This window comes from Spongiactinospora rosea, assembly GCF_003315795.1.
In the GTDB taxonomy this organism is placed as follows: domain Bacteria; phylum Actinomycetota; class Actinomycetes; order Streptosporangiales; family Streptosporangiaceae; genus Spongiactinospora; species Spongiactinospora rosea.
In genome coordinates this window covers 13,001-30,490 of record NZ_QMEY01000033.1, presented here as the reverse complement: position 1 = coordinate 30,490, position 17,490 = coordinate 13,001, and the positions used below count along the sequence as shown (strand labels likewise).

Here is a 17,490-nt window from a genome sequence, read left to right as displayed (position 1 = left end):
GGTCGGCGGCCGGCCCGGTCAAGCGTTGCTCATGGCCGCGACGATCTCCTGGGCCAGCGACCGGCTGGAGGCGGCCACGAATCTGTCGCGGCGAGCCATGGCCTTCGTGATCTCGTCCACGGTCCCGAACCCGTAGTCCAGTGGAAGCGGGTGTCCCTGAAGATCAAGTACCACGCCTCCGGCCGCGCTCAGGATGTAGTGCCCCGGCGCGAGATCCCAGACCGCGAAGCCCTTGGCGAACTCGACCATCGCATCACTGAACCCGGCCGCGACGTGGCACAGGCCGATCGATCCGAAGTCCACGCCCAACCTGCCACGGCGCGCGCCGTCCTGCGAAGGTCGGCTCACTTCTTCGATCAAGCGGGTCTGGGTGGCGAGCGTCTGGAAGCGTTCGGTGGGCTTCATCAGGTAATTGGTGACCAGCGCCTCGTGCAGGGCAGCGGATCGGCGCAGCCGCAGGGCATGGCGTGTGCCCTCCCGCGTACACAGAAACGCCTGATCTCGCCCGCTCTCGTCGCGGGCCGCGAGGTACACCTGGAGATGGTGAAAGATGTCGCCCACGGCCGCGGCGATGGGACGGGCGAGGGCGCGCGAGTAAACCAGGACATGTGTGTAGCCGAAGAGGGCCCGGACGGCGAGTTCGCTCGTGTCGAGCGGATCTACCAGAACACACAGGTCAGGATCGGGGTCGCTGCCGATGACCAGCGGGTCCCCCTCCTCTGAGGCATAGACGAACGAGGGGAAGACCTCGGCCAGCAGCTCCTGATAGCGCCGGTGCGTCCACAGGTCGTGGGCCGACAGGAAGTTGCCGGCGTGGCGGACATTCCTGCTCTCCGAGCGTTCACCGGACAGCGCGGCCTCGATCAACCGAGGACGGATCTCATCGATCACCGTCGTGACCAGACAGGCGAGGTCTTCGGCGATGCGCGGAAGGGGCGGCTGCGCTGTCACGCTGTACTTCCCTTCGGCTCAGGAGACCGCGGTCCACGGCCATGGGCGGGGGCCGTGCTCACCGCGCAGGCATGCCACCCGGTGACGTCATACCCGTACGCCTCGGCGAAGGCCCGGTAATCCGCTCGGGTGATCCCGGCGAGGGTGAACGCCTTGACGGCTGTGGAGACGAGGTCCCATTCCGGTGGGCCCACCGCGCACCGCTCCAGGTCGAGGAGTACCACCCGCCCGTCGCTCGTACCGACCACATTGCCGATCCACGCGTCGCCATGCACCACGCATTCCGGCAGCCCCCCGGGCAGCGCGGCGTAACGCTCTCCAAGATCGGCCAGACGCTCGCGCATCCATGCCCGACCCCGTGCGTCAAGAGTGGTCGCCCGTTCGATCCGTTCGGGCAGGCGGACGAACGGGGCCAAGCGGCCGAGGGCGAAATCCACCGGCGGGGTCAGCGCGTGCAAGCGACGCAGCGCCCCGGCCACTTCCAGCGCGGTTCCGTGGCGGTGCGGCGGAAGTTCCCGCCACCAGGTGACCGCCCGGCCATCGACGTTGAACGGCTGCGGGACACCGGGGAGCGGCTCGACGGCGGGCACCCGGTGGGCGGCCGGCCAGCGCGCGATCAGTACTTCCCGCCGGGCGGCGGATTGCCGACCTGGCCGGGTGATGCGGGCGATCACTTTCGCGGGGAGGCGGTAGATGGCGTTCTCGCCGAGCCGCACCAGTTCAGCCCCCTCCACGGCCAGGTGAGCGCGGCGGCACGCCTCTTCCAACACTGCGCGGACCGAAGCTTCGCTTTCACCGGTCATATGTGAGTACGGCCCCTCGGGGCACTGCGGGTGGTACTTCTGGTGCGGTTGATCTCTTCCACGAAAAGGCAGCAGGCGGCGTTCCCGCCGGGCTGTACCGGCTCGGTTCCGGCAACGGCGCAGGTGAGGGCGGTGGCACGCCTCTTCCGGCACCGCCCGGACCGCCGTCTCGCTTTCACGGTGCCGTGGTGTTCGGTGGTGCTCCTGGCGGGAAAATGGGTGGAATGACGACGGTGTTGTTGTTGCATCCCGGGCAGATGGGGACCGCGCTCGGGGTGCAGGTGCGGCTTGGTGGTGGGCGGGTCCTGTGGTCGCCCGAAGGGCGTGGGGCCGCGAGTGGGCGGCGGGCGGCCGAGGGTGGGTTCGAGGCTGCCGGGAGCCTGCGGGAGGGGGTGGCGGCGGCCGATGTGGTGATATCGGTCGTGCCGCCGGCCGCTGCGGAGGAGACCGCGGAGCAGGTGGCCGCCGCCGGGGTGCCCAGGATCTATGTGGAGGGGAACGCGATCAGCCCCCACCGCGCCCAGCGGATCGCCGCGCTGTTCCCGCCGCAGGGCTTTGTGGACGGCTGCGTCATCGGCCCGCCGCCGGGTGATCGGGTCAGTGCGCGGCTCTACTTGTCGGGTCCGCAGGACGCCGTCGAGGTGGTCGGCGGGCTGTTCCGGCAGAGTGCCGTTGAGGCCGTCGCGCTGGGCGAGGCGATCGGTGCCGCGTCGGCGCTGAAGATGGCCTACGGCTCCTTCCAGAAGACGAGCCGGGCCCTGGCCGCGGTCTCGCATGCCTTGGCCGCCCATCACGGTGTGGAACGCGAGCTGGTGGCCGAGGCCGAGCGGATGGCGGCGTCCGCGCTGGCCGAGCCCGGGCAGTTGCCGGGGGTCGCCTCCCGGGCCTGGCGGTGGGCGCCGGAGATGGCCGAGGTGGCCCATGCGCTGCGCGCGGCGAACCTCCCTGCGGATCTCGCGCTGGCCGCCGAGGACGTGATGCACCGCTGGGACCCCGACAAGGACGCCACCGGCCTCACCCTCGACGAGGTGCTGCGCCACCTGCGTGACCCGTCCGGGGAGGACTGAGGGCGACGGCGGGCTCGAAGACGTCCGGCTGATCGGTCGAGTCCCCGTCGTCGCCGCGCGGGTCAGGGTCGGGGGCAGGGTCATCGGAGGGGCCCTCGACGCCCACGGTGATGGTGATCTTCGCACCGGGGGCGCCGCATGAGCCCGGTGACAGGCTCTGCGCGAGTACCGTGCCCACCTGGTCCGCCGAGTCGGCCACCCGCGTCCGGCGCTCCACCGCGAAGCCCAGGGCCGCGAGGGCGGTACCGGCGTTCGCCTCCGGCTTGCCGACCACGCCCGGCACCTCCTTGCCGTGCCGGGACACCACCAGCGACACCGCCGTGCCGCCCGCCACGCGAGCGCCGGCGGCCGGGCGGGTCTCGATGACCTGGCCGCCGGGGAGCCCGGAGCAGGTCCGGCTCACCTTGCCCGCCGACAGCCCGGCCGCCGACAGCGCCGACTCGGCGGCGGTCCGGCGCAGGCCCGTGACGACGGGCACCACGATCCCCGCCGACACGCGCAGACGTACCTTGGACCCCTTGCGCACGGACGTGCCCGCCGCCGGGGTCGCGGACAGCACGCGGCCGATCTTCTCCGGGGAGTCGGACTCGGTGATCTGGCCGGGCCGCAGCCCGGCCCGCCGGATCGCGCGGACCGCCGCCGCCCGGTCCAGCCCGGCCATCTCAGGGACCGTGACGACCACGGACGCGGCCGCGGGCGGCGCGGCCCTGTCGGTCACGGCCGGGGGGACCTTGGTGGCGGGCTTGTCCATCCTCTGGGGAGTGACGCCGAGCGTGCCGGTCGTGGTGGGGGACGGCCCGGACCGGGCGCCCCCTCCGGTGAGCAACCCCGGCAGCAGTACCACCGCGAGCACGATCGCGCTCACCACGATCGCCCCGAAGGCCGCCATGGACATCCTGGCCGCGGCCCTCCTCTGCCCGCCCCCAGAAGGACCACCGTCCTCGGCCTCTACCGGATCGGAGGGCGCGATGTCCTCCTCCGGGCGCTCGGGAGCGACGCCGGTCGCGGCCGTCCCCAGGTAGTACGAGCCGGAACCCGAGGGCACCTCCCCCAGCAGCGCGAGCACCAGTTCCCTGCTCGCCGGGCGGTTGCCCGGCGTCTTGTCCAGGCACTGTTCCACCAGGCCCCGTAAATGCCGGGGAATGCGCCCCATCTCCGGCTGCGCGGTGAGGATCCGGTGCAGGACCGCCGCCACCGAGTCCTGCCCGAAGGGCGCCTGCCCGGTGGCGGCGAAGCAGATCGTCGCCCCCCAGGCGAAGACGTCCACCGCGGGGGTCAGCTCCTCCGCGCCGATCTGTTCGGGCGACATGTACGCGGGAGTGCCCATGCCGCGCCCGCTGAGGGTCGCGGCGGCGTCGAGGGCGCGGGCGAGGCCGAAGTCGATCACGCGTGGCCCGTCCGGGCCGAGGAGCACGTTCTGGGGCTTGAAGTCGCGGTGTACGATCCCGGCACGGTGGATCGCGGCCAGGGCCGTCGCCGTACCGACCGCGAGGCGTTCCAGCGCCCCGCCCGTACGCGGCCCGGCCAGGGCGACGTCGGATTGCAGGGACGGCCCGTCCACGTATTCGCTGACGATGAACGGACGCCCCGCCATCACCCCCGCGTCGATGACCTGGGCGGTGCAGAACCTGGCGACCTGCTTGGCCAGCTCCGCCTCCCGCAGGAACGCCGCCTCCTCGTCGCCGACCGGCGCGTACAGCAGCTTGACCGCGTAACGCTCGGCGTCGCCGTCCGCGGGACGGGTGGCGAGGAACACCACGCCCTGGCCGCCCTCGCCCAGGCGCCCGGACAGCTCGTAGTCGCCCAGCCTCGGCGGGTCCCCCGTCCTGAGCGGCTGCGCCTGCGGCACCGGCAGCCTCCCCTCGCCGCCACCCAATGGTCGCCCCTCTACTGAAAGGGGCCGGACCAGCCGCCGTCAACGGCCATCACCTGCATGTATCCACCAGGCGAGACCGGGGCCGGGCGAAGGATCAGAAGAGCACCGACATGAAGGTGCCGACCTCGGTGAACCCCACCTTGCGGTACACCGCCCTGGCCGGGCTGTTGAAGTCGTTGACGTAGAGCGTGACGACCGGCGCGAAGTATCGCAGCGCCTGGTCCACCACCGCGGCCATCCCGGCCACCGCGTGCCCCTGGCCGCGCCGCTCGGGGTGCACCCACACCCCCTGGATCTGGCACGCCTGCGGGGTCACCGCCCCGATCTCGGCCTTGAACACCACCTGCCGGCCGTCCAGCCGGGCGTAGGAGCGGCCGATCCGGATCAGCTCGGCCACCCGGGTGCGGTACAGGGCACCGCCGTCGCCGGTGTCCGGGGAGACGCCGACCTCCTCGGTGAACATCGCCACGCACGCGGGCAGCAGCGCGTCGAACTCGTCCGGCCGCACCCGGCGCACCAGCGGGTCGGGGGCGGCCAGCGGGGCCGACGAGATCCGCATGACCGGCTGCTGCCAGCGGATCGCGCGGGCCGGGCCCCAGTACGGTTGCAGGATCTCCCACATCGGCTCGACGGCCTGCACCGGGCCCACGATCGAGGAGCAGCGCCTGCCCTGCCTGCGGGCGCGCTCGGCGAAGGCCTGTACGGCCTCCTGGCCCGCGTTGACGGGCACCAGGTTGGCACCGGCGTAGCACAGTGAGGTCAGTCCGCCGCGCGGGCCGAATCCCCACATCTGCCCGCCGAGCCTGGCCGAGTTCAGGCCCACCGAGCGCACCCTGGAGGCGACGAAGACGTTGGCGACAGGATCGAGGTCGAGAAGGGCCAGCACTTCTTCACGATCGTTGTCGTCGAGCACGCGCGACGCCGATGTTCGCAGCATCACGCGCCAAGCGTACGCGACCTCCCCGAATTTGGCAGGAACCGACGCAGACCCCCAAATCGATACCGCCCCCTGAGGCGCCTCCCCGAAGTCTCCCGACCTCCTGTGTCAGCTCGCGGCGGCGGTCGGCGTGGGGGCCGCGCCCGCCGGGCACTTGGCGTCCGGCGCGGCGCTCTTGCGCGCGGGCAGGGCGCCTTCGCGCAGGTAGGCGACCAGGTAGCGGTCGACGCAGGCGTTTCCGGCGAGTCCGGCGCCGTGGTTGCCGCCGCCTTCCAGGACCATGCTGGCCGTGCCGAGCGCGCGGCGCAGGCGCAGCGCCCCCGCGTACGGCGTGGCGGCGTCGTGCCGGGTCTGGAGCATCAGGATCGGCGGCAGCGCCCGGCTGGACCTGACCCGCACGGGCCCGGCGGCGGGCACCGGCCAGGACGCGCACGGGGCGTTGTACCAGGTGTTCGGCCAGGCCAGGAAGGGCGCCTTGGCGTGGATCTCGGTGGTGTCGGCGCGCCAGGCGCTCCACTCGCGGGGCCAGGCGGCGTCGCGGCACTGCACGCTCAGGTAGACCGCGTAGTTGTTCTCGGCGCCGGCGTCGTTCTCGCCGTGCCGGTGGTAGGCGTCGATCAGGCTCTTGGTGCCGCCCTTGCGGACGTACGCGGAGAACGCCTCGGCCAGCGACGGCCACACCCGGTCGGAGTATCCGGCCACGGTGTAGATGTCGTCCAGCTCGCTCGGCCCGACCAGCCCGCCCGCCGGACGGCCGCGCAGCCGGTCGCGCATCGAGTACCAGGCGAAGCGGACGTCGGTCGCCTTCGCGCCGAGCCGGTAGACCCGGTTGTGCCGGGCCACCCAGGCCAGGAAGGCGCGGTGGCGCTGTTCGAAGGCGTAGTCCTGGGCGAGGTTGGCCTTGTACCAGACGCCCTGCGGATCGACCGAGCTGTCCAGCACCAGCCGCCTGATCCTGGACGGGTAGAGGCTGGCGTAGACGGCCCCGAGATAGGTGCCGTAGGAGTAGCCGAGGTAGCTGATCTTCTCCTCGCCGAGCGCCGTCCTGATCGCCTCGATGTCGCGCGCGGAGTTCTCCGTCGTCATGTGCGGCAGCATCCACGACCAGCGGTTGCCGCACGCGGCGGCGTACTCCCTGGCCTGGGCGAGCAGCCGCTGCTCCTGGGCCGCGCCGCGCGGCACGTGGTCGAGGCGCGGCGGGGCGTAGTAGGCCTTGGCGTCCACGCAGGTCAGCGCGGGCTTGCTGGCCCCGACGCCGCGCGGGTCGAACCCGATCACGTCGAACCGCTCGGCGAGCGTGGCGGGCAGCCCCGCCGCGACGTGCCTGGCCAGGTCGCGCCCTGACGCCCCGGGGCCGCCCGGGTTGACCAGCAGCGCGCCCAGGTGGTTGTGGTCGCGCGAGGCGGTGCCCCGCACCCGGTTGAGCGCCAGCTCGATGGTCTGGCCGTACGGCTCCCGGTGGTCGAGCGGCACCCGCAGGGTCGCGCACTCGACCTTCTGCGCCGGAGCCGTCCGCGTGCCGGCGAGCACGGAGTGGCCTGGCATCCGGGCCGCGGTGTGCCGCTTGGCAGGCTCCGGGCAGGGCCGCCAGGCGAGCGTGGACGGCCTCGGGGCGCCCTTGCCCACCGGAGTCCGTCCCGGCCAGATCGGATCGTCCGGCCCCGCGGAGGAGCCGGAGCCCGGTCCCGCTCGCCCGCCGTCCACGCCCCTGGGATCGCCGTCGGCGCCGGCCGCTCCGCCGGGCACGCCCCCCATCCCCAAGGTAAGTACCGCAACGCCCGCGACAACTCCGACGACGCGCTTCACTCGACAGCTCTCCTCTGCTCATTCGACAGAGGTGATGTTCCCCTAAGTCACCGCTCGCTCACATAGGGTCATGGCCAATGATTGCCAACCTGTGATCGATCCATTGCGCGGCGCGCGGCGGCGGGCCCGCGGGCGGTCAGCCGACGACGACCTCCGGCCCGGTCGCGGTCCCGTCGTCGTCGAGATCGACGTCGACGCCCATCTCCTCGGCGAGCCGCAGGGCCTCCTCGATCAGGGTCTCCACGATCTGCGACTCCGGCACGGTCTTGATGACCTCGCCCTTGACGAAGATCTGGCCCTTGCCGTTGCCGGAGGCCACCCCGAGGTCGGCCTCGCGCGCCTCCCCCGGGCCGTTGACGACGCAGCCCATCACGGCGACCCTGAGCGGGACCTTGAGCCCGTCGAGCCCGGCGTGCACCTGGTCGGCCAGGGTGTAGACATCGACCTGGGCGCGTCCGCAGGAGGGGCAGGAGACGATCTCCAGGCCGCGCTCGCGGAGGTTGAGCGACTCCAGGATGCCGATGCCGACCTTGACCTCCTCCACCGGCGGGGCCGACAGCGACACCCGGATGGTGTCGCCGATGCCCTCGGCGAGCAGCGCGCCGAAGGCGACCGCCGACTTGATCGTGCCCTGGAAGGCCGGGCCCGCCTCGGTGACGCCGAGGTGCAGCGGGTAGTCGCACTTCTCGGCGAGCTGCCGGTACGCCTGGATCATCACGACGGGGTCGTGGTGCTTGACGGAGATCTTGATGTCCCGGAAGCCGTGCTCCTCGAACAGCGAGCACTCCCACAGCGCGGACTCCACCAGCGCCTCGGGGGTGGCCTTGCCGTACTTCTGCAGCAGGCGCGGGTCCAGGGACCCGGCGTTGACGCCGATCCGGATCGGCACGCCGTGGTCGGCGGCGGCCCTGGCGATCTCGCCGACCTTGTCGTCGAACTTCTTGATGTTGCCCGGGTTGACGCGTACGGCGGCGCAGCCCGCCTCGATCGCGGCGAAGACGTACTTCGGCTGGAAGTGGATGTCGGCGATCACCGGGATCTGCGACTTCCTGGCGATGATCGGCAGCGCGTCCGCGTCGTCCTGGGAGGGCACGGCCACCCGCACGATCTGGCACCCGGACGCGGTCAGCTCCGCGATCTGCTGCAAGGTCGCGTTGACGTCGGCGGTCACGGTCGTCGTCATGGACTGGACCGAAACGGGGGCGTCGCCGCCCACCGGGACCGATCCGACCATGATCTGCCGTGATTTCCTGCGCTCGGCGAGGGGCCGGGTGCGCACGGAGGGGATCCCAAGATCAATAGACATCTCAGCACCTTGACTGGTTAGTGTCGCAACGGGCCCTGGCAGCCGCATTCGTACGCCAACAGTCTAGGTAGTCCGGCGAACGCACGGCCCGCGAAGGTAACAACCGTCACTGTGACGTAGATAGCCGTTCATCCCCTAATCGCCATATCGGGCTGTCCGATTTACTAACACATGATGTGATACGTCACTTCAATCCGCTCGATCGCGCTCGATCATCGTCGGCTTTCACTCAGCGACCGGCCAGCTCACCGGCCCGCGCGCGGGCCCACGCGTCGGCCGCGAGCACCTCCTCGACCGTGCCCGCCTGGGTCACACCATGCTCGGAGACCACCTTGGCCACGGTGTCCACGATGCCGAGGAACGGCAGGCGCCGCTGTACGAACGCCTCCACACACACTTCGTTGGCCGCGTTGTAAACGGCCGGGGCGGTGCCGCCCTGGGTGCCGACGTGCCGGGCCAGCGCCACCGAGGGGAACGCCTCCTCGTCCAGCGGCTCGAACGTCCAGGACTGGGCGACGTCCCAGGCCACCGTGGGCGCGGCGTCGGGCACCCGCTCGGGCCAGCCGAGCGCCAGCGCGATCGGCAGCCGCATGTCGGGTGGGCTGGCCTGGGCGATCACCGCGCCGTCCACGAACTCCACCATCGAGTGGATCACCGACTGCGGATGGACGACGACCGTGATCCGGTCGAAGCCGACATCGAACAGCAGGTCGGCCTCGATGACCTCAAGGCCCTTGTTGACCAGCGTGGCCGAGTTGATCGTGACGACCGGGCCCATCGACCAGGTTGGGTGGGCCAGCGCCTGCTCCGGGGTGACATCGCCCAGCTCCGCGCGCCTGCGCCCGCGGAACGGCCCGCCGCTGGCGGTGACGATCAGCCGGCGTACGGCCCGGGCGTCCTCACCGCTCGGCGTCGCCGCCCACAGGCACTGCGCCAGCGCCGAGTGCTCCGAATCGACCGGGATCAGCGCGCCCGGCTTGGCCAGCCGCTTGACCAGGGCGCCGCCCATGATCAGCGACTCCTTGTTGGCCAGCGCCAGCACCCGCCCGGCCTCCAGCGCGGCCAGAGTCGAGGTGAGCCCGAGCGCCCCGGTGATGCCGTTGAGCACCACGTCGCACGGCCGGGCGGCGACCTCGGCCACGCCCTCCTCACCGGCCAGGACGGTGGGCGACACGCCGTGGGCGGCCAGCGCCTCGCGCAGCTCGGGCACCGCCCCCTCGTCGGCGACGGCCACCACCGCCGCCCCCGTCCGCGCCGCCTGCTCGGCCAGCAGGCCGACCCTGCCGCCGCCTGCGGCCAGCCCGGCGACCGTGAACCTCCCCGGATTGCGGCCGATCACATCGAGGGCCTGGGTGCCGATCGACCCGGTCGATCCCAGCACGGAGACAGAGCGCGTGATATCTGACTGCACCACCCCATTGTCCCTGCCCGGGCGGGCCGTCACGACGAGTCGACCCTTGTGGCCGCTACGAATACGGCGATGCCGAACAGGGCGAGCGTGAGGTTCGCGTACAACTCGTAGCCGGTCAGGAACTCCAGCCGCGGGATGACCAGGCGGTTGAAGACGTTGAGGAAGATTCCCATGATCGGCTGCACGGCCAGGTGGTCGATGGCCCCGCTGATCCCCTGCAGGGTCAGCACCACCCCTACGACCTGGAAGGCTTTTCGCATACCGGACACGCTAGGGACGCGGCCGGGGCGCGCGGATCGGCCGTCGGGCGCGCGGGCCGGTGACCCTCGGAGCCGCCCGCCGGGAGGGCGTACGACCAAAGTACCGGACCCGCCGACTTCGGTACCGAACCCCGGCCGCCCCGGACACCCCCGCCCGGCCTGCGCATAGGCTCCGATCAGGATGAACGCCTCCGCGACCAGTGGCCTCGGCCCTCCCCCTCCCGGCACGCCCGCCGCCCGCCGCAGGCGCGGCCTGCGCGAGTGGGCCGTGGACCTGGCGCTGTTCCTGTTCGCGGTGCTGTTCGGCCTGCTGGAGGTCGTCCTGCGGGTGGAGGCGGCGACCGTTCCCGAGCACCCGGAGTGGCTGTTCGCCCTCGACCAGCTGGTGGGCGTACTGGGGTGCGCCGCGCTGTGGCTGCGCCGCCGCTTCCCGGTCCAGCTGGCCGTGGCGCTGATCCTGCTGTCCACGTTCTCCGAGCTGGTCGCGGGCGCGCTGCTGGTGTCGATGTTCACGGTCGCGGTGCACCGGCCGCCGCCGGTGACCTGGCGGATCTTCCCGCTCAGCCTCGGGGCGACCGTCATCTACGTCGTGCTGCGCCCGGAGCCCGACCTGCCCGCCTTCGTGACCATGCTGTTCGGACTGGCCGTACAGGGGGCGGCGGTGGGCTGGGGGCTGTACGTCCACCACCGCCGCAGGCTGCTGTGGTCGCTGCAGGACCGCGCGGAGCGGGCGGAGACCGAGGCCCGGCTGCGCGCCGAGCAGGCCCGCCACCACGCCCGCGAGGAGATCGCCAGGGAGATCCACGACGTGCTCGGCCACCGGCTGTCCCTGCTCAGCGTGCACGCGGGCGCGCTGGAGTACCGCCCGGACGCCTCCGCCGAGGACGTCGCCCGCGCGGCCACGGTGATCAGGGAGAGCGCCCACCGGGCGCTCCAGGACCTTCGCGAGGTGATCGGGGTGCTGCGCGCGCCCGTGGGCGAGCTGCCGCAGCCGACCCTGGCCGACCTCCCGGCGCTGGTGGCCGAGTCCCGGCGCGCGGGCATGGCCGTGGAACTGCGCCGCGAGCCGCCGGGGCCGGTCTCCGACGCGGCCGGTCGTACGACCTACCGGATCGTCCAGGAGGCGCTGACGAACGCGCGCAAGCACGCGCCCGGGGCGGCCGTGGAGGTCGCCGTGACGGGCGGGCCCGGGGAGGGCCTGACCGTCGAGGTGCGCAACACGCCGCCGGACCCCGCGGCGGGGACCAGCGTGCCGCCTTCCGCGGGTCAGGGCCTCGCGGGGCTGGCCGAGCGGGTCGCGCTGGCCGGTGGGCGGCTTTCGCGCGGCCCGACCCCCGAGGGCGGCTGGCTGCTGACGGCCTGGCTACCGTGGCCGCCATGACGACACCGGAGCCGGGCACAGTGAGCGTGCTCATCGTGGACGACGACCCGCTGGTACGGGCCGGGCTGACGATGATGCTGGGCGGGGCGCCCGACGTCCGCGTGGTCGCCGAGGCGGGCGACGGCGGCGAGGCCGTGGCCATGGCCGCCCGGCACGGGCCCGACGTGGTCCTGATGGACATCCGGATGCCGGGCATGGACGGCCTGACCGCCACCGAGACGCTGCGGGCGCGCGCAGGGGCGCCGGAGGTCATCGTGCTGACCACGTTCGACGCCGACGAGCACGTCCTTCGGGCGCTGCGGGCGGGAGCGGCGGGCTTCCTGCTCAAGGACACGCCGCCGGGCGAGATCGTCACCGCGGTCCGCCAGGTCGCCAGGGGGTATCCGGTGCTCTCGCCCGGGGTCACCCGCCGGTTGATCGCCCGGGTGGCCGAGTCGGGGCAGGACCGCCGCCGCGACCTTGCCCGCGAACGCCTCGCGCGGCTGAACGCCCGCGAACGCGAGGTCGCCGTGGCCGTCGGCCAGGGCCGGTCCAACGCCGACATCGCCGCCACGCTGTACCTGAGCGTCCCGACCATCAAGACGCACGTGTCCAGCATCCTGGCCAAGCTGGACCTCAACAACCGGGTCCAGATCGCCCTGCTGGCCCACGACGCCGGGCTGCTCGACGAGCAGACCTAGGCGCGGTGGCATTTGACACACCGCATCCACTTAAAGCGATATATCCGCATTAACTGAATACAGAGCTTCATCTGCCGAGAAATGAAGTGACGCGCCCCGAGCGCCGATTTATCCGCCCTAGGCAATTTCACCGAGGATCGAGCGCCGAATAAGCCACGCACGATTCACCGAAAGTAGTGGCGAAAACACGATACGTATTCCATACTCGGGTTCATGGCCCCGAGTCTCCCCCTTCTCGCCGCCGCCACCCTGCTGACGACCACCGGCCCGGCCGTCCTCACGGCTCCCCCGTCCGCCCCCGCCCGGCCCGCCGTCGCGACCGGTACGGCGGAGCACCAGGCCGCCCCGGGCGCGGCCGAGCGCCGCAGGGTGCTGCGTTACTGGACGCCCCGGCGCATGGCCGCGGCCCTGCCCGCCGCGCCGCTCGCGGCATCGCTCCCCGCCCTGCGCGCCCCGGCCGGGAAGAGCACCGCCGGGGCGGTGTGGACCGGCAGGGGTGCGGCGGGGTCGGTGGGCCGCACGACCGGCAGGGTCTTCCTGACGATGGCGGGCGGCGACTTCGTCTGCTCGGCCAGCACCGTGCGCAGCGCCAGCCGCGATCTCGTGGTGACCGCGGGCCACTGCCTCAAGGACGGCACGGGCGAGTGGGCGGACAACTGGATCTTCGTGCCCGGCTACCGCGACGGCGGCGGGCCGTACGGATCGTTCACCGCCCGCCGGATGTTCGTGCCGCGCCAGTGGTCCCAGCGCGGCGACGACAGCCACGACGTCGGCATGGTCGCGCTCAACCCCCGCAGGGGCAGGCACGTCGCCGACGTCACGGGCGTCCAGGAGATCGCCTTCAACGTCCGGCGCGGCGGCGCCGCGCACATCTTCGGCTTCCCCGCCGACCCGCCGTACGACGGGCGGCGGCTGGTCTACTGCGCCGGGCGGCCCCGGCCCGACCCGCACGGCCAGACCCACGACCAGGGCCTGCCGTGCGACATGACGGCCGGGGCCAGCGGCGGCCCGTGGCTCGCCGGTTTCGACGCGCGCACCGGGCGCGGCACGCTGACCTCGGTGAGCAGCTTCAAGTACACCGACGACGAGACCGTGATGTACGGCCCCTACCTCGGCGCCGCCGCCAAGGACCTCTACGCGAGGGCGCAACGCGCCTGAGGCGAAGCCCCCGCCGTCACAGGGTCAGGCCGGTCAGCACCATGGTCTTCTCGTAGGTCAGGTCCTCCATGGCCGAACGCAGCCCCTCGCGCCCGATCCCCGACTGCTTGACCCCGCCGTAGGGCATCTGGTCGGCCCGGTAGGACGGCACGTCGCCGACGATCACGCCGCCGACCTCCAGCTCCCGGTTGGCCCGGAAGGCGATGTCCAGCGACCGGGTGAAGACCCCCGCCTGCAGGCCGTACGCCGAGTCGTTGACCGCGGCGAACGCCTCGTCCACGCCGGCCACCCGGGAGAGCACCATGACCGGCCCGAAGACCTCCTCGCGGTTGACCTTGGCGTCGGCGGGCACGTCGGTCAGCACGGTGGGGGCGATGGTGGCGCCCTCGCGGGTGCCACCGGCCAGCACCTGCCCGCCCGCGGCCACGGCCTCGGCGATCCACTGCTCCACGCGCTCCGCGGCGGCCTCCGAGACCAGCGGCCCGACCTGCGTCTTCTCATCGCCCGGGTCGCCGGTGACGAGCGCCTGGACGGCGGGCAGCAGCCGCTCCACGAACCGGTCGTAGGCGGCGTCCTCCACGATCACCCGCTGCACCGCGATGCAGCTCTGCCCGGCCTGGTAGTTGCCGAACACCGCGATCCGGGAGGCGGCCCAGTCCAGGTCGGCGTCGGCGAGCACGACGGCCGCCGCGTTGCCGCCCAGTTCGAGGGTGACGTGCTTGCGCGGCACCCGGTCCAGCAGCGCGTAGCCGACCGGCCCGGAGCCGGTGAAGGACACGACCGGCAGGCGCGGGTCGTCCACCAGCCCGGCGGCCCGCTCGTTGGGCACCGGCAGCACCGAGAACATGCCTTCTGGCAGCCCGGTCTCGGCCAGGATGTCGCCGAGCACCAGCGAGGAGACGGGGGTGGCGGGCGCGGGCTTGACCACGACCGGCGCGCCGACCGCGATGGCCGGGGCGACCTTGTGCGCGACCAGGTTGAGCGGGAAGTTGAACGGCGTGATGGCGAGCACGGGCCCGCGCGGCACCCGGGTGACGTACGCCAGCCGGCCCGCGCCGCCCGCGTCGGTGTCCAGCCGCTGGACATCGCCACTGAACCTGCGGGTCTCCTCCGCGGCGAACCTGAAGGTGGACACGGCGCGGGCGACCTCGCCCCGGGCCCACATCATGGGCTTGCCGTTCTCCCTGCTGATCAGCGTGGCCAGCTCGTCGGCGCGCTCGGCGAGCCGCCGCGAGACGTGGGCGAGCGCGTCGGCGCGTACGTGCACGGGCAGCGCCGCGGCCTGCGCGCGTACCGCCTCGGCGGCGGCGACGGCCTGTTCGACCTGCTCCTCCGTCGGCACGGAACAGATCGCCACGACCTTGCCGTCGTGGGGGTTCGTCACGGTCAGCTCGGCTTCGCCGGTGGCGGCGCGGCCGGCGAGCCAGAAGGGGCGCACGTCCATACCTGAACGCTATGCCACCCCACCGCCCAGAGCTTTACTCCAGTACGCACAATCGGTGCGCTTTTCCACGCCGCGGCGGATAATGCACATCGGCCGACCGCTTGCCTGTAACGAAATAGGCCATAAATCCGGATGACTTCGTGCAGGACGGTTTGAACCTGCGCGGCCGGGGTTAAGTCATGTGTGGGTCGCGTGCGGGCCCCGGAGTGAAAGGGCTGAAGCTCATGACCTCGTCGGCGCCTCGTGGGCTCCAGGGCGCCTACCTCCTTGGCGAGCGCACCTCCCACGACGAGCTGCGTACCCGGCTGCTCGATGTCGCCGGGGAGCTGCTGCTCACCCATGGGCCCGACAGCCTTTCCATGCGGCGCATCGCCACCGAGGCGGGCTGCTCCACCACGGTCATCTACACGATGTTCGGCAGCAAGGAAGGGCTCGCCGAGGCCCTGTACCTGGAGGGCTTCGAGCGATTCCGGCGCAGGCTGGAGGCCGTCCCCCCGCGCAAGGACCCTTACGACTACCTCATCGCGCTGGCCCCGGTCTACCGCGAGGCGTGCCTGTCCGAGCCCGCCTACTACAGCCTGATGTTCGAGAAGGCCATCCCGGGTTTCGAGCCGAGCGAACGGGCGCGCACGCTGGCCAGGGCCGCGCTCAACATCATCGACCGGGTGATCGCCGACTGCATCTCGGCCGGGTACATCATCCCGACCCAGCCGCGCAAGATCGCCGACGCGCTGTGGGCGGCCGCGCACGGCGCGATCAGTCTGGAGCGCGCCGGGCACTTCCGCGACTCGCGCACCTTCGACGCGGTGACCAGCGCCACCATCTGCTGTTTCCTGGTCCGCAAGACCGACTGAGCGCGGGGCTCAGCCGATGATGGAGCAGGCGACCCACAGTTCGGCCCGGGTGGCGGGGTCGTCGATGTCGCGGCCGAGCAGTTCGGCGACCTTGCGCATCCGGTAGCGCAGCGTGTGCCGGTGCACGCCGAGGCGTTGCGCGGCGGCGTCCCAGTGACCGTTGGCCTCCAGGTACGCGCGCAGCGACTCCAGCAGGTCGGCGCGCGTGCCGTACTCCAGCATCGGGGCCAGCAGCGCGGTCGCGAACGCCTGGGCCGCGCCGGGGTCGAGCACCGCGAGCAGGCCCTGGCCGGGCAGCGCCGCGTAGTGCATCACGGGGACGCCGGCCCGCTGGGCGGCGGCCAGCGCGCGCCGGGCCTGGTCCACACCGGCCGCCAGGCGGTCGATGCCGACCGGCTCGCCGGCGCCGACCGGCCCGTACGGCCCCAGCGCGCCCACCAGCGCCTCCCGCTCTTCCCCGGATGCGGCCAGCACGATGGTCTCCTCGCCGAGCGCGGCGGCGAACGCCCCTCCGGCCGCCTCGATCACCCCGTCGCGGTCGCCGCGGGTGGCGAGCGCCACCACCGGAGGTTCGGGCAGCGGATCGCCCAGCGCGGCCAGGGCGGCGCGGGCGCCGTCCACCTCGCCGGCCAGCAGCAGCCGCAGGACCGCGGCGCGCACCCGCCGTTCGGCCGCGGGCCGCCGCGCCTCCTGCTCCAGCGCGAGGGTCAGCAGCGAGCCCGCGACGTTGACCACGGTGTGCCTGACCGGGGAGAACGTCCGCTCCCCCGTCGCCGCCCCCACCGCGAAGTAGCCCCTGACCCGGCCCGCCCCGGCGAGGGCCTGGACGATGACGTGCTCGTCCGGCGTGGACAGGGTGAGGCTCGCGTGCCTGCCGCGCAGCCGCGCAAGCTCGGGCCGCAGCGCGGGGACACGCCCCCGCGCCCGCTCCCCGGCCGTGGCGATCACCTCGCCGGTGTCGTCGAGCAGCGCCGCCCAGCCGCCGATCTCGGCGACGAGCCTGCCCAGCACCGCGTGCGTCCCCTCCGGGCGCAGCGCGGCCCGGGTCAGCCGCCCCTGCACGGCGAACGCCCGGGTCAGCTCCTCGTACTGCTCGGCGGCCAGCAACTCGCTGACCACCTTGCCGATGGCCACGAACGCGGTCTCGCGGGGCACCTCGATGAGCGGCAGCCCGGCGCGTTCTGCGGCCTCGGCGAGTGCGGCGGGCACGGTCTCGTGGGTGAGCCCGAGGCCGACGCCGAGCCCGGCGACGCCGCGCTCCACCAGCCGCGTCACGTAGGGCCCGGCGGTCTCCGGGCGGATCCGCATCCCGGTGCTCAGGACGAGTTCGCCGCCCTCCAGGAACGGCGTCGGGTCTTCCAGCTCGCTGACCGCCACCCAGCGGACCGGCCGGTCGAGCAGGTCCTCGCCGACGAGGACGCGCAGCCGCAGCGGGGCGTGGGCGACGACGCGCCGCAGTGTCGGTGCCACGTGTCGATCTCTCCCCTGAGCGCCCGGGCGCGTTGTACTTTCTGGATAACCCAGGCCCTACCAGTCTGCCATAGTGCAGCATCGGC

The 17,490-nt window shown here is 72.7% G+C and carries 15 protein-coding genes; 5 read left to right on the top strand and 10 right to left on the bottom strand.

The features are described 5' to 3' along the window. Positions 1 to 18: 18 nt before the first annotated feature. On the bottom strand, positions 19 to 951 hold the full coding sequence (locus tag DP939_RS40575; protein ID WP_113986161.1) for an inositol monophosphatase family protein: 933 nt from the start codon (positions 949 to 951) through the stop codon (positions 19 to 21). Further along, a complete protein-coding gene (locus DP939_RS40570; protein WP_199565739.1) occupies positions 948 to 1,721 on the bottom strand; it encodes a phosphotransferase family protein in 774 nt (257 codons plus the stop codon). Before DP939_RS40570 ends, DP939_RS40575 begins: the two co-directional genes overlap by 4 nt. Positions 1,722 to 1,978: 257 nt before the next feature. Between DP939_RS40570 and DP939_RS40565 the strand changes: the two genes are divergently transcribed. Beyond that, a complete protein-coding gene (locus DP939_RS40565) occupies positions 1,979 to 2,821 on the top strand; it encodes an NAD(P)-dependent oxidoreductase (RefSeq protein ID WP_113986160.1) in 843 nt (280 codons plus the stop codon). On the opposite strand, the gene DP939_RS40560 is transcribed toward DP939_RS40565, so the two are convergent. The 6 genes from DP939_RS40560 to DP939_RS40535 form a co-directional block, all read right to left on the bottom strand. Further along, positions 2,769 to 4,670, bottom strand: coding sequence for a PASTA domain-containing protein (locus DP939_RS40560; RefSeq protein WP_113986159.1), 1,902 nt, complete (start codon positions 4,668 to 4,670; stop codon positions 2,769 to 2,771). The two genes, DP939_RS40565 and DP939_RS40560, sit on opposite strands and share 53 nt — an antisense overlap. A gap of 121 nt (positions 4,671 to 4,791) precedes the next feature. Further along, entirely contained in the window at positions 4,792 to 5,634 is an 843-nt protein-coding gene (locus DP939_RS40555) for a GNAT family N-acetyltransferase (protein WP_113986158.1), read from the bottom strand. A 108-nt stretch (positions 5,635 to 5,742) separates the two neighbouring features. Beyond that, a complete protein-coding gene (locus tag DP939_RS40550; RefSeq protein WP_404828631.1) occupies positions 5,743 to 7,389 on the bottom strand; it encodes an alpha/beta hydrolase in 1,647 nt (548 codons plus the stop codon). Positions 7,390 to 7,576: 187 nt separating this feature from the next. Beyond that, the gene (gene ispG / locus DP939_RS40545) at positions 7,577 to 8,746 is read right to left on the bottom strand and encodes a flavodoxin-dependent (E)-4-hydroxy-3-methylbut-2-enyl-diphosphate synthase (protein WP_113986157.1); all 1,170 of its coding nucleotides are present in this window, start codon (positions 8,744 to 8,746) and stop codon (positions 7,577 to 7,579) included. Positions 8,747 to 8,975: 229 nt separating this feature from the next. Beyond that, the gene (dxr, locus tag DP939_RS40540) at positions 8,976 to 10,157 is read right to left on the bottom strand and encodes a 1-deoxy-D-xylulose-5-phosphate reductoisomerase (RefSeq protein WP_113986213.1); all 1,182 of its coding nucleotides are present in this window, start codon (positions 10,155 to 10,157) and stop codon (positions 8,976 to 8,978) included. A gap of 29 nt (positions 10,158 to 10,186) precedes the next feature. Next, complete coding sequence (locus DP939_RS40535) at positions 10,187 to 10,417, bottom strand: hypothetical protein (RefSeq protein ID WP_199565737.1); 231 nt, start codon at positions 10,415 to 10,417, stop codon at positions 10,187 to 10,189. Between the two features lie 181 nt (positions 10,418 to 10,598). Between DP939_RS40535 and DP939_RS40530 the strand changes: the two genes are divergently transcribed. From DP939_RS40530 to DP939_RS40520, 3 genes are all read left to right on the top strand, one after another. Further along, entirely contained in the window at positions 10,599 to 11,798 is a 1,200-nt protein-coding gene (locus DP939_RS40530; RefSeq protein WP_113986156.1) for a sensor histidine kinase, read from the top strand. Continuing rightward, positions 11,795 to 12,478 (top strand): response regulator, encoded by a 684-nt coding sequence (locus DP939_RS40525; RefSeq protein WP_113986211.1) that lies wholly within the window; start codon positions 11,795 to 11,797, stop codon positions 12,476 to 12,478. The genes DP939_RS40530 and DP939_RS40525 overlap by 4 nt, the downstream gene beginning before the upstream one ends. 213 nt (positions 12,479 to 12,691) lie before the next feature. Then, positions 12,692 to 13,636, top strand: coding sequence for a trypsin-like serine peptidase (locus tag DP939_RS40520; protein ID WP_113986155.1), 945 nt, complete (start codon positions 12,692 to 12,694; stop codon positions 13,634 to 13,636). 16 nt (positions 13,637 to 13,652) lie between these two features. Here DP939_RS40520 and DP939_RS40515 read toward each other — a convergent pair whose 3' ends face one another. Next, on the bottom strand, positions 13,653 to 15,080 hold the full coding sequence (locus tag DP939_RS40515) for an aldehyde dehydrogenase family protein (RefSeq protein WP_113986154.1): 1,428 nt from the start codon (positions 15,078 to 15,080) through the stop codon (positions 13,653 to 13,655). A gap of 224 nt (positions 15,081 to 15,304) precedes the next feature. Here DP939_RS40515 and DP939_RS40510 point away from each other — a divergent pair, with 224 nt between their 5' ends. After that, on the top strand, positions 15,305 to 15,934 hold the full coding sequence (locus DP939_RS40510; RefSeq protein WP_113986153.1) for a TetR/AcrR family transcriptional regulator: 630 nt from the start codon (positions 15,305 to 15,307) through the stop codon (positions 15,932 to 15,934). A gap of 9 nt (positions 15,935 to 15,943) precedes the next feature. Here DP939_RS40510 and DP939_RS40505 read toward each other — a convergent pair whose 3' ends face one another. Beyond that, positions 15,944 to 17,404 carry a PucR family transcriptional regulator gene (locus DP939_RS40505; RefSeq protein WP_113986152.1) on the bottom strand — a complete coding sequence of 487 codons (1,461 nt, stop codon included), beginning with the start codon at positions 17,402 to 17,404 and terminating at the stop codon, positions 15,944 to 15,946. Positions 17,405 to 17,490 lie beyond the last annotated feature (86 nt).

Coding starts and splice junctions, on each gene's coding strand:
- DP939_RS40520 (WP_113986155.1), top strand. CDS start 12,692: ATGGCCCCGAGTCTCCCCCTTCTCGCCGCCGCCACCCTGCTGACGACC.
- DP939_RS40525 (WP_113986211.1), top strand. CDS start 11,795: ATGACGACACCGGAGCCGGGCACAGTGAGCGTGCTCATCGTGGACGAC.
- DP939_RS40550 (WP_404828631.1), bottom strand. CDS start 7,389: ATGGGGGGCGTGCCCGGCGGAGCGGCCGGCGCCGACGGCGATCCCAGG.
- DP939_RS40515 (WP_113986154.1), bottom strand. CDS start 15,080: ATGGACGTGCGCCCCTTCTGGCTCGCCGGCCGCGCCGCCACCGGCGAA.
- DP939_RS40510 (WP_113986153.1), top strand. CDS start 15,305: ATGACCTCGTCGGCGCCTCGTGGGCTCCAGGGCGCCTACCTCCTTGGC.
- DP939_RS40535 (WP_199565737.1), bottom strand. CDS start 10,417: ATGCGAAAAGCCTTCCAGGTCGTAGGGGTGGTGCTGACCCTGCAGGGG.
- DP939_RS40530 (WP_113986156.1), top strand. CDS start 10,599: ATGAACGCCTCCGCGACCAGTGGCCTCGGCCCTCCCCCTCCCGGCACG.
- DP939_RS40555 (WP_113986158.1), bottom strand. CDS start 5,634: ATGCTGCGAACATCGGCGTCGCGCGTGCTCGACGACAACGATCGTGAA.
- DP939_RS40565 (WP_113986160.1), top strand. CDS start 1,979: ATGACGACGGTGTTGTTGTTGCATCCCGGGCAGATGGGGACCGCGCTC.
- ispG (WP_113986157.1), bottom strand. CDS start 8,746: ATGTCTATTGATCTTGGGATCCCCTCCGTGCGCACCCGGCCCCTCGCC.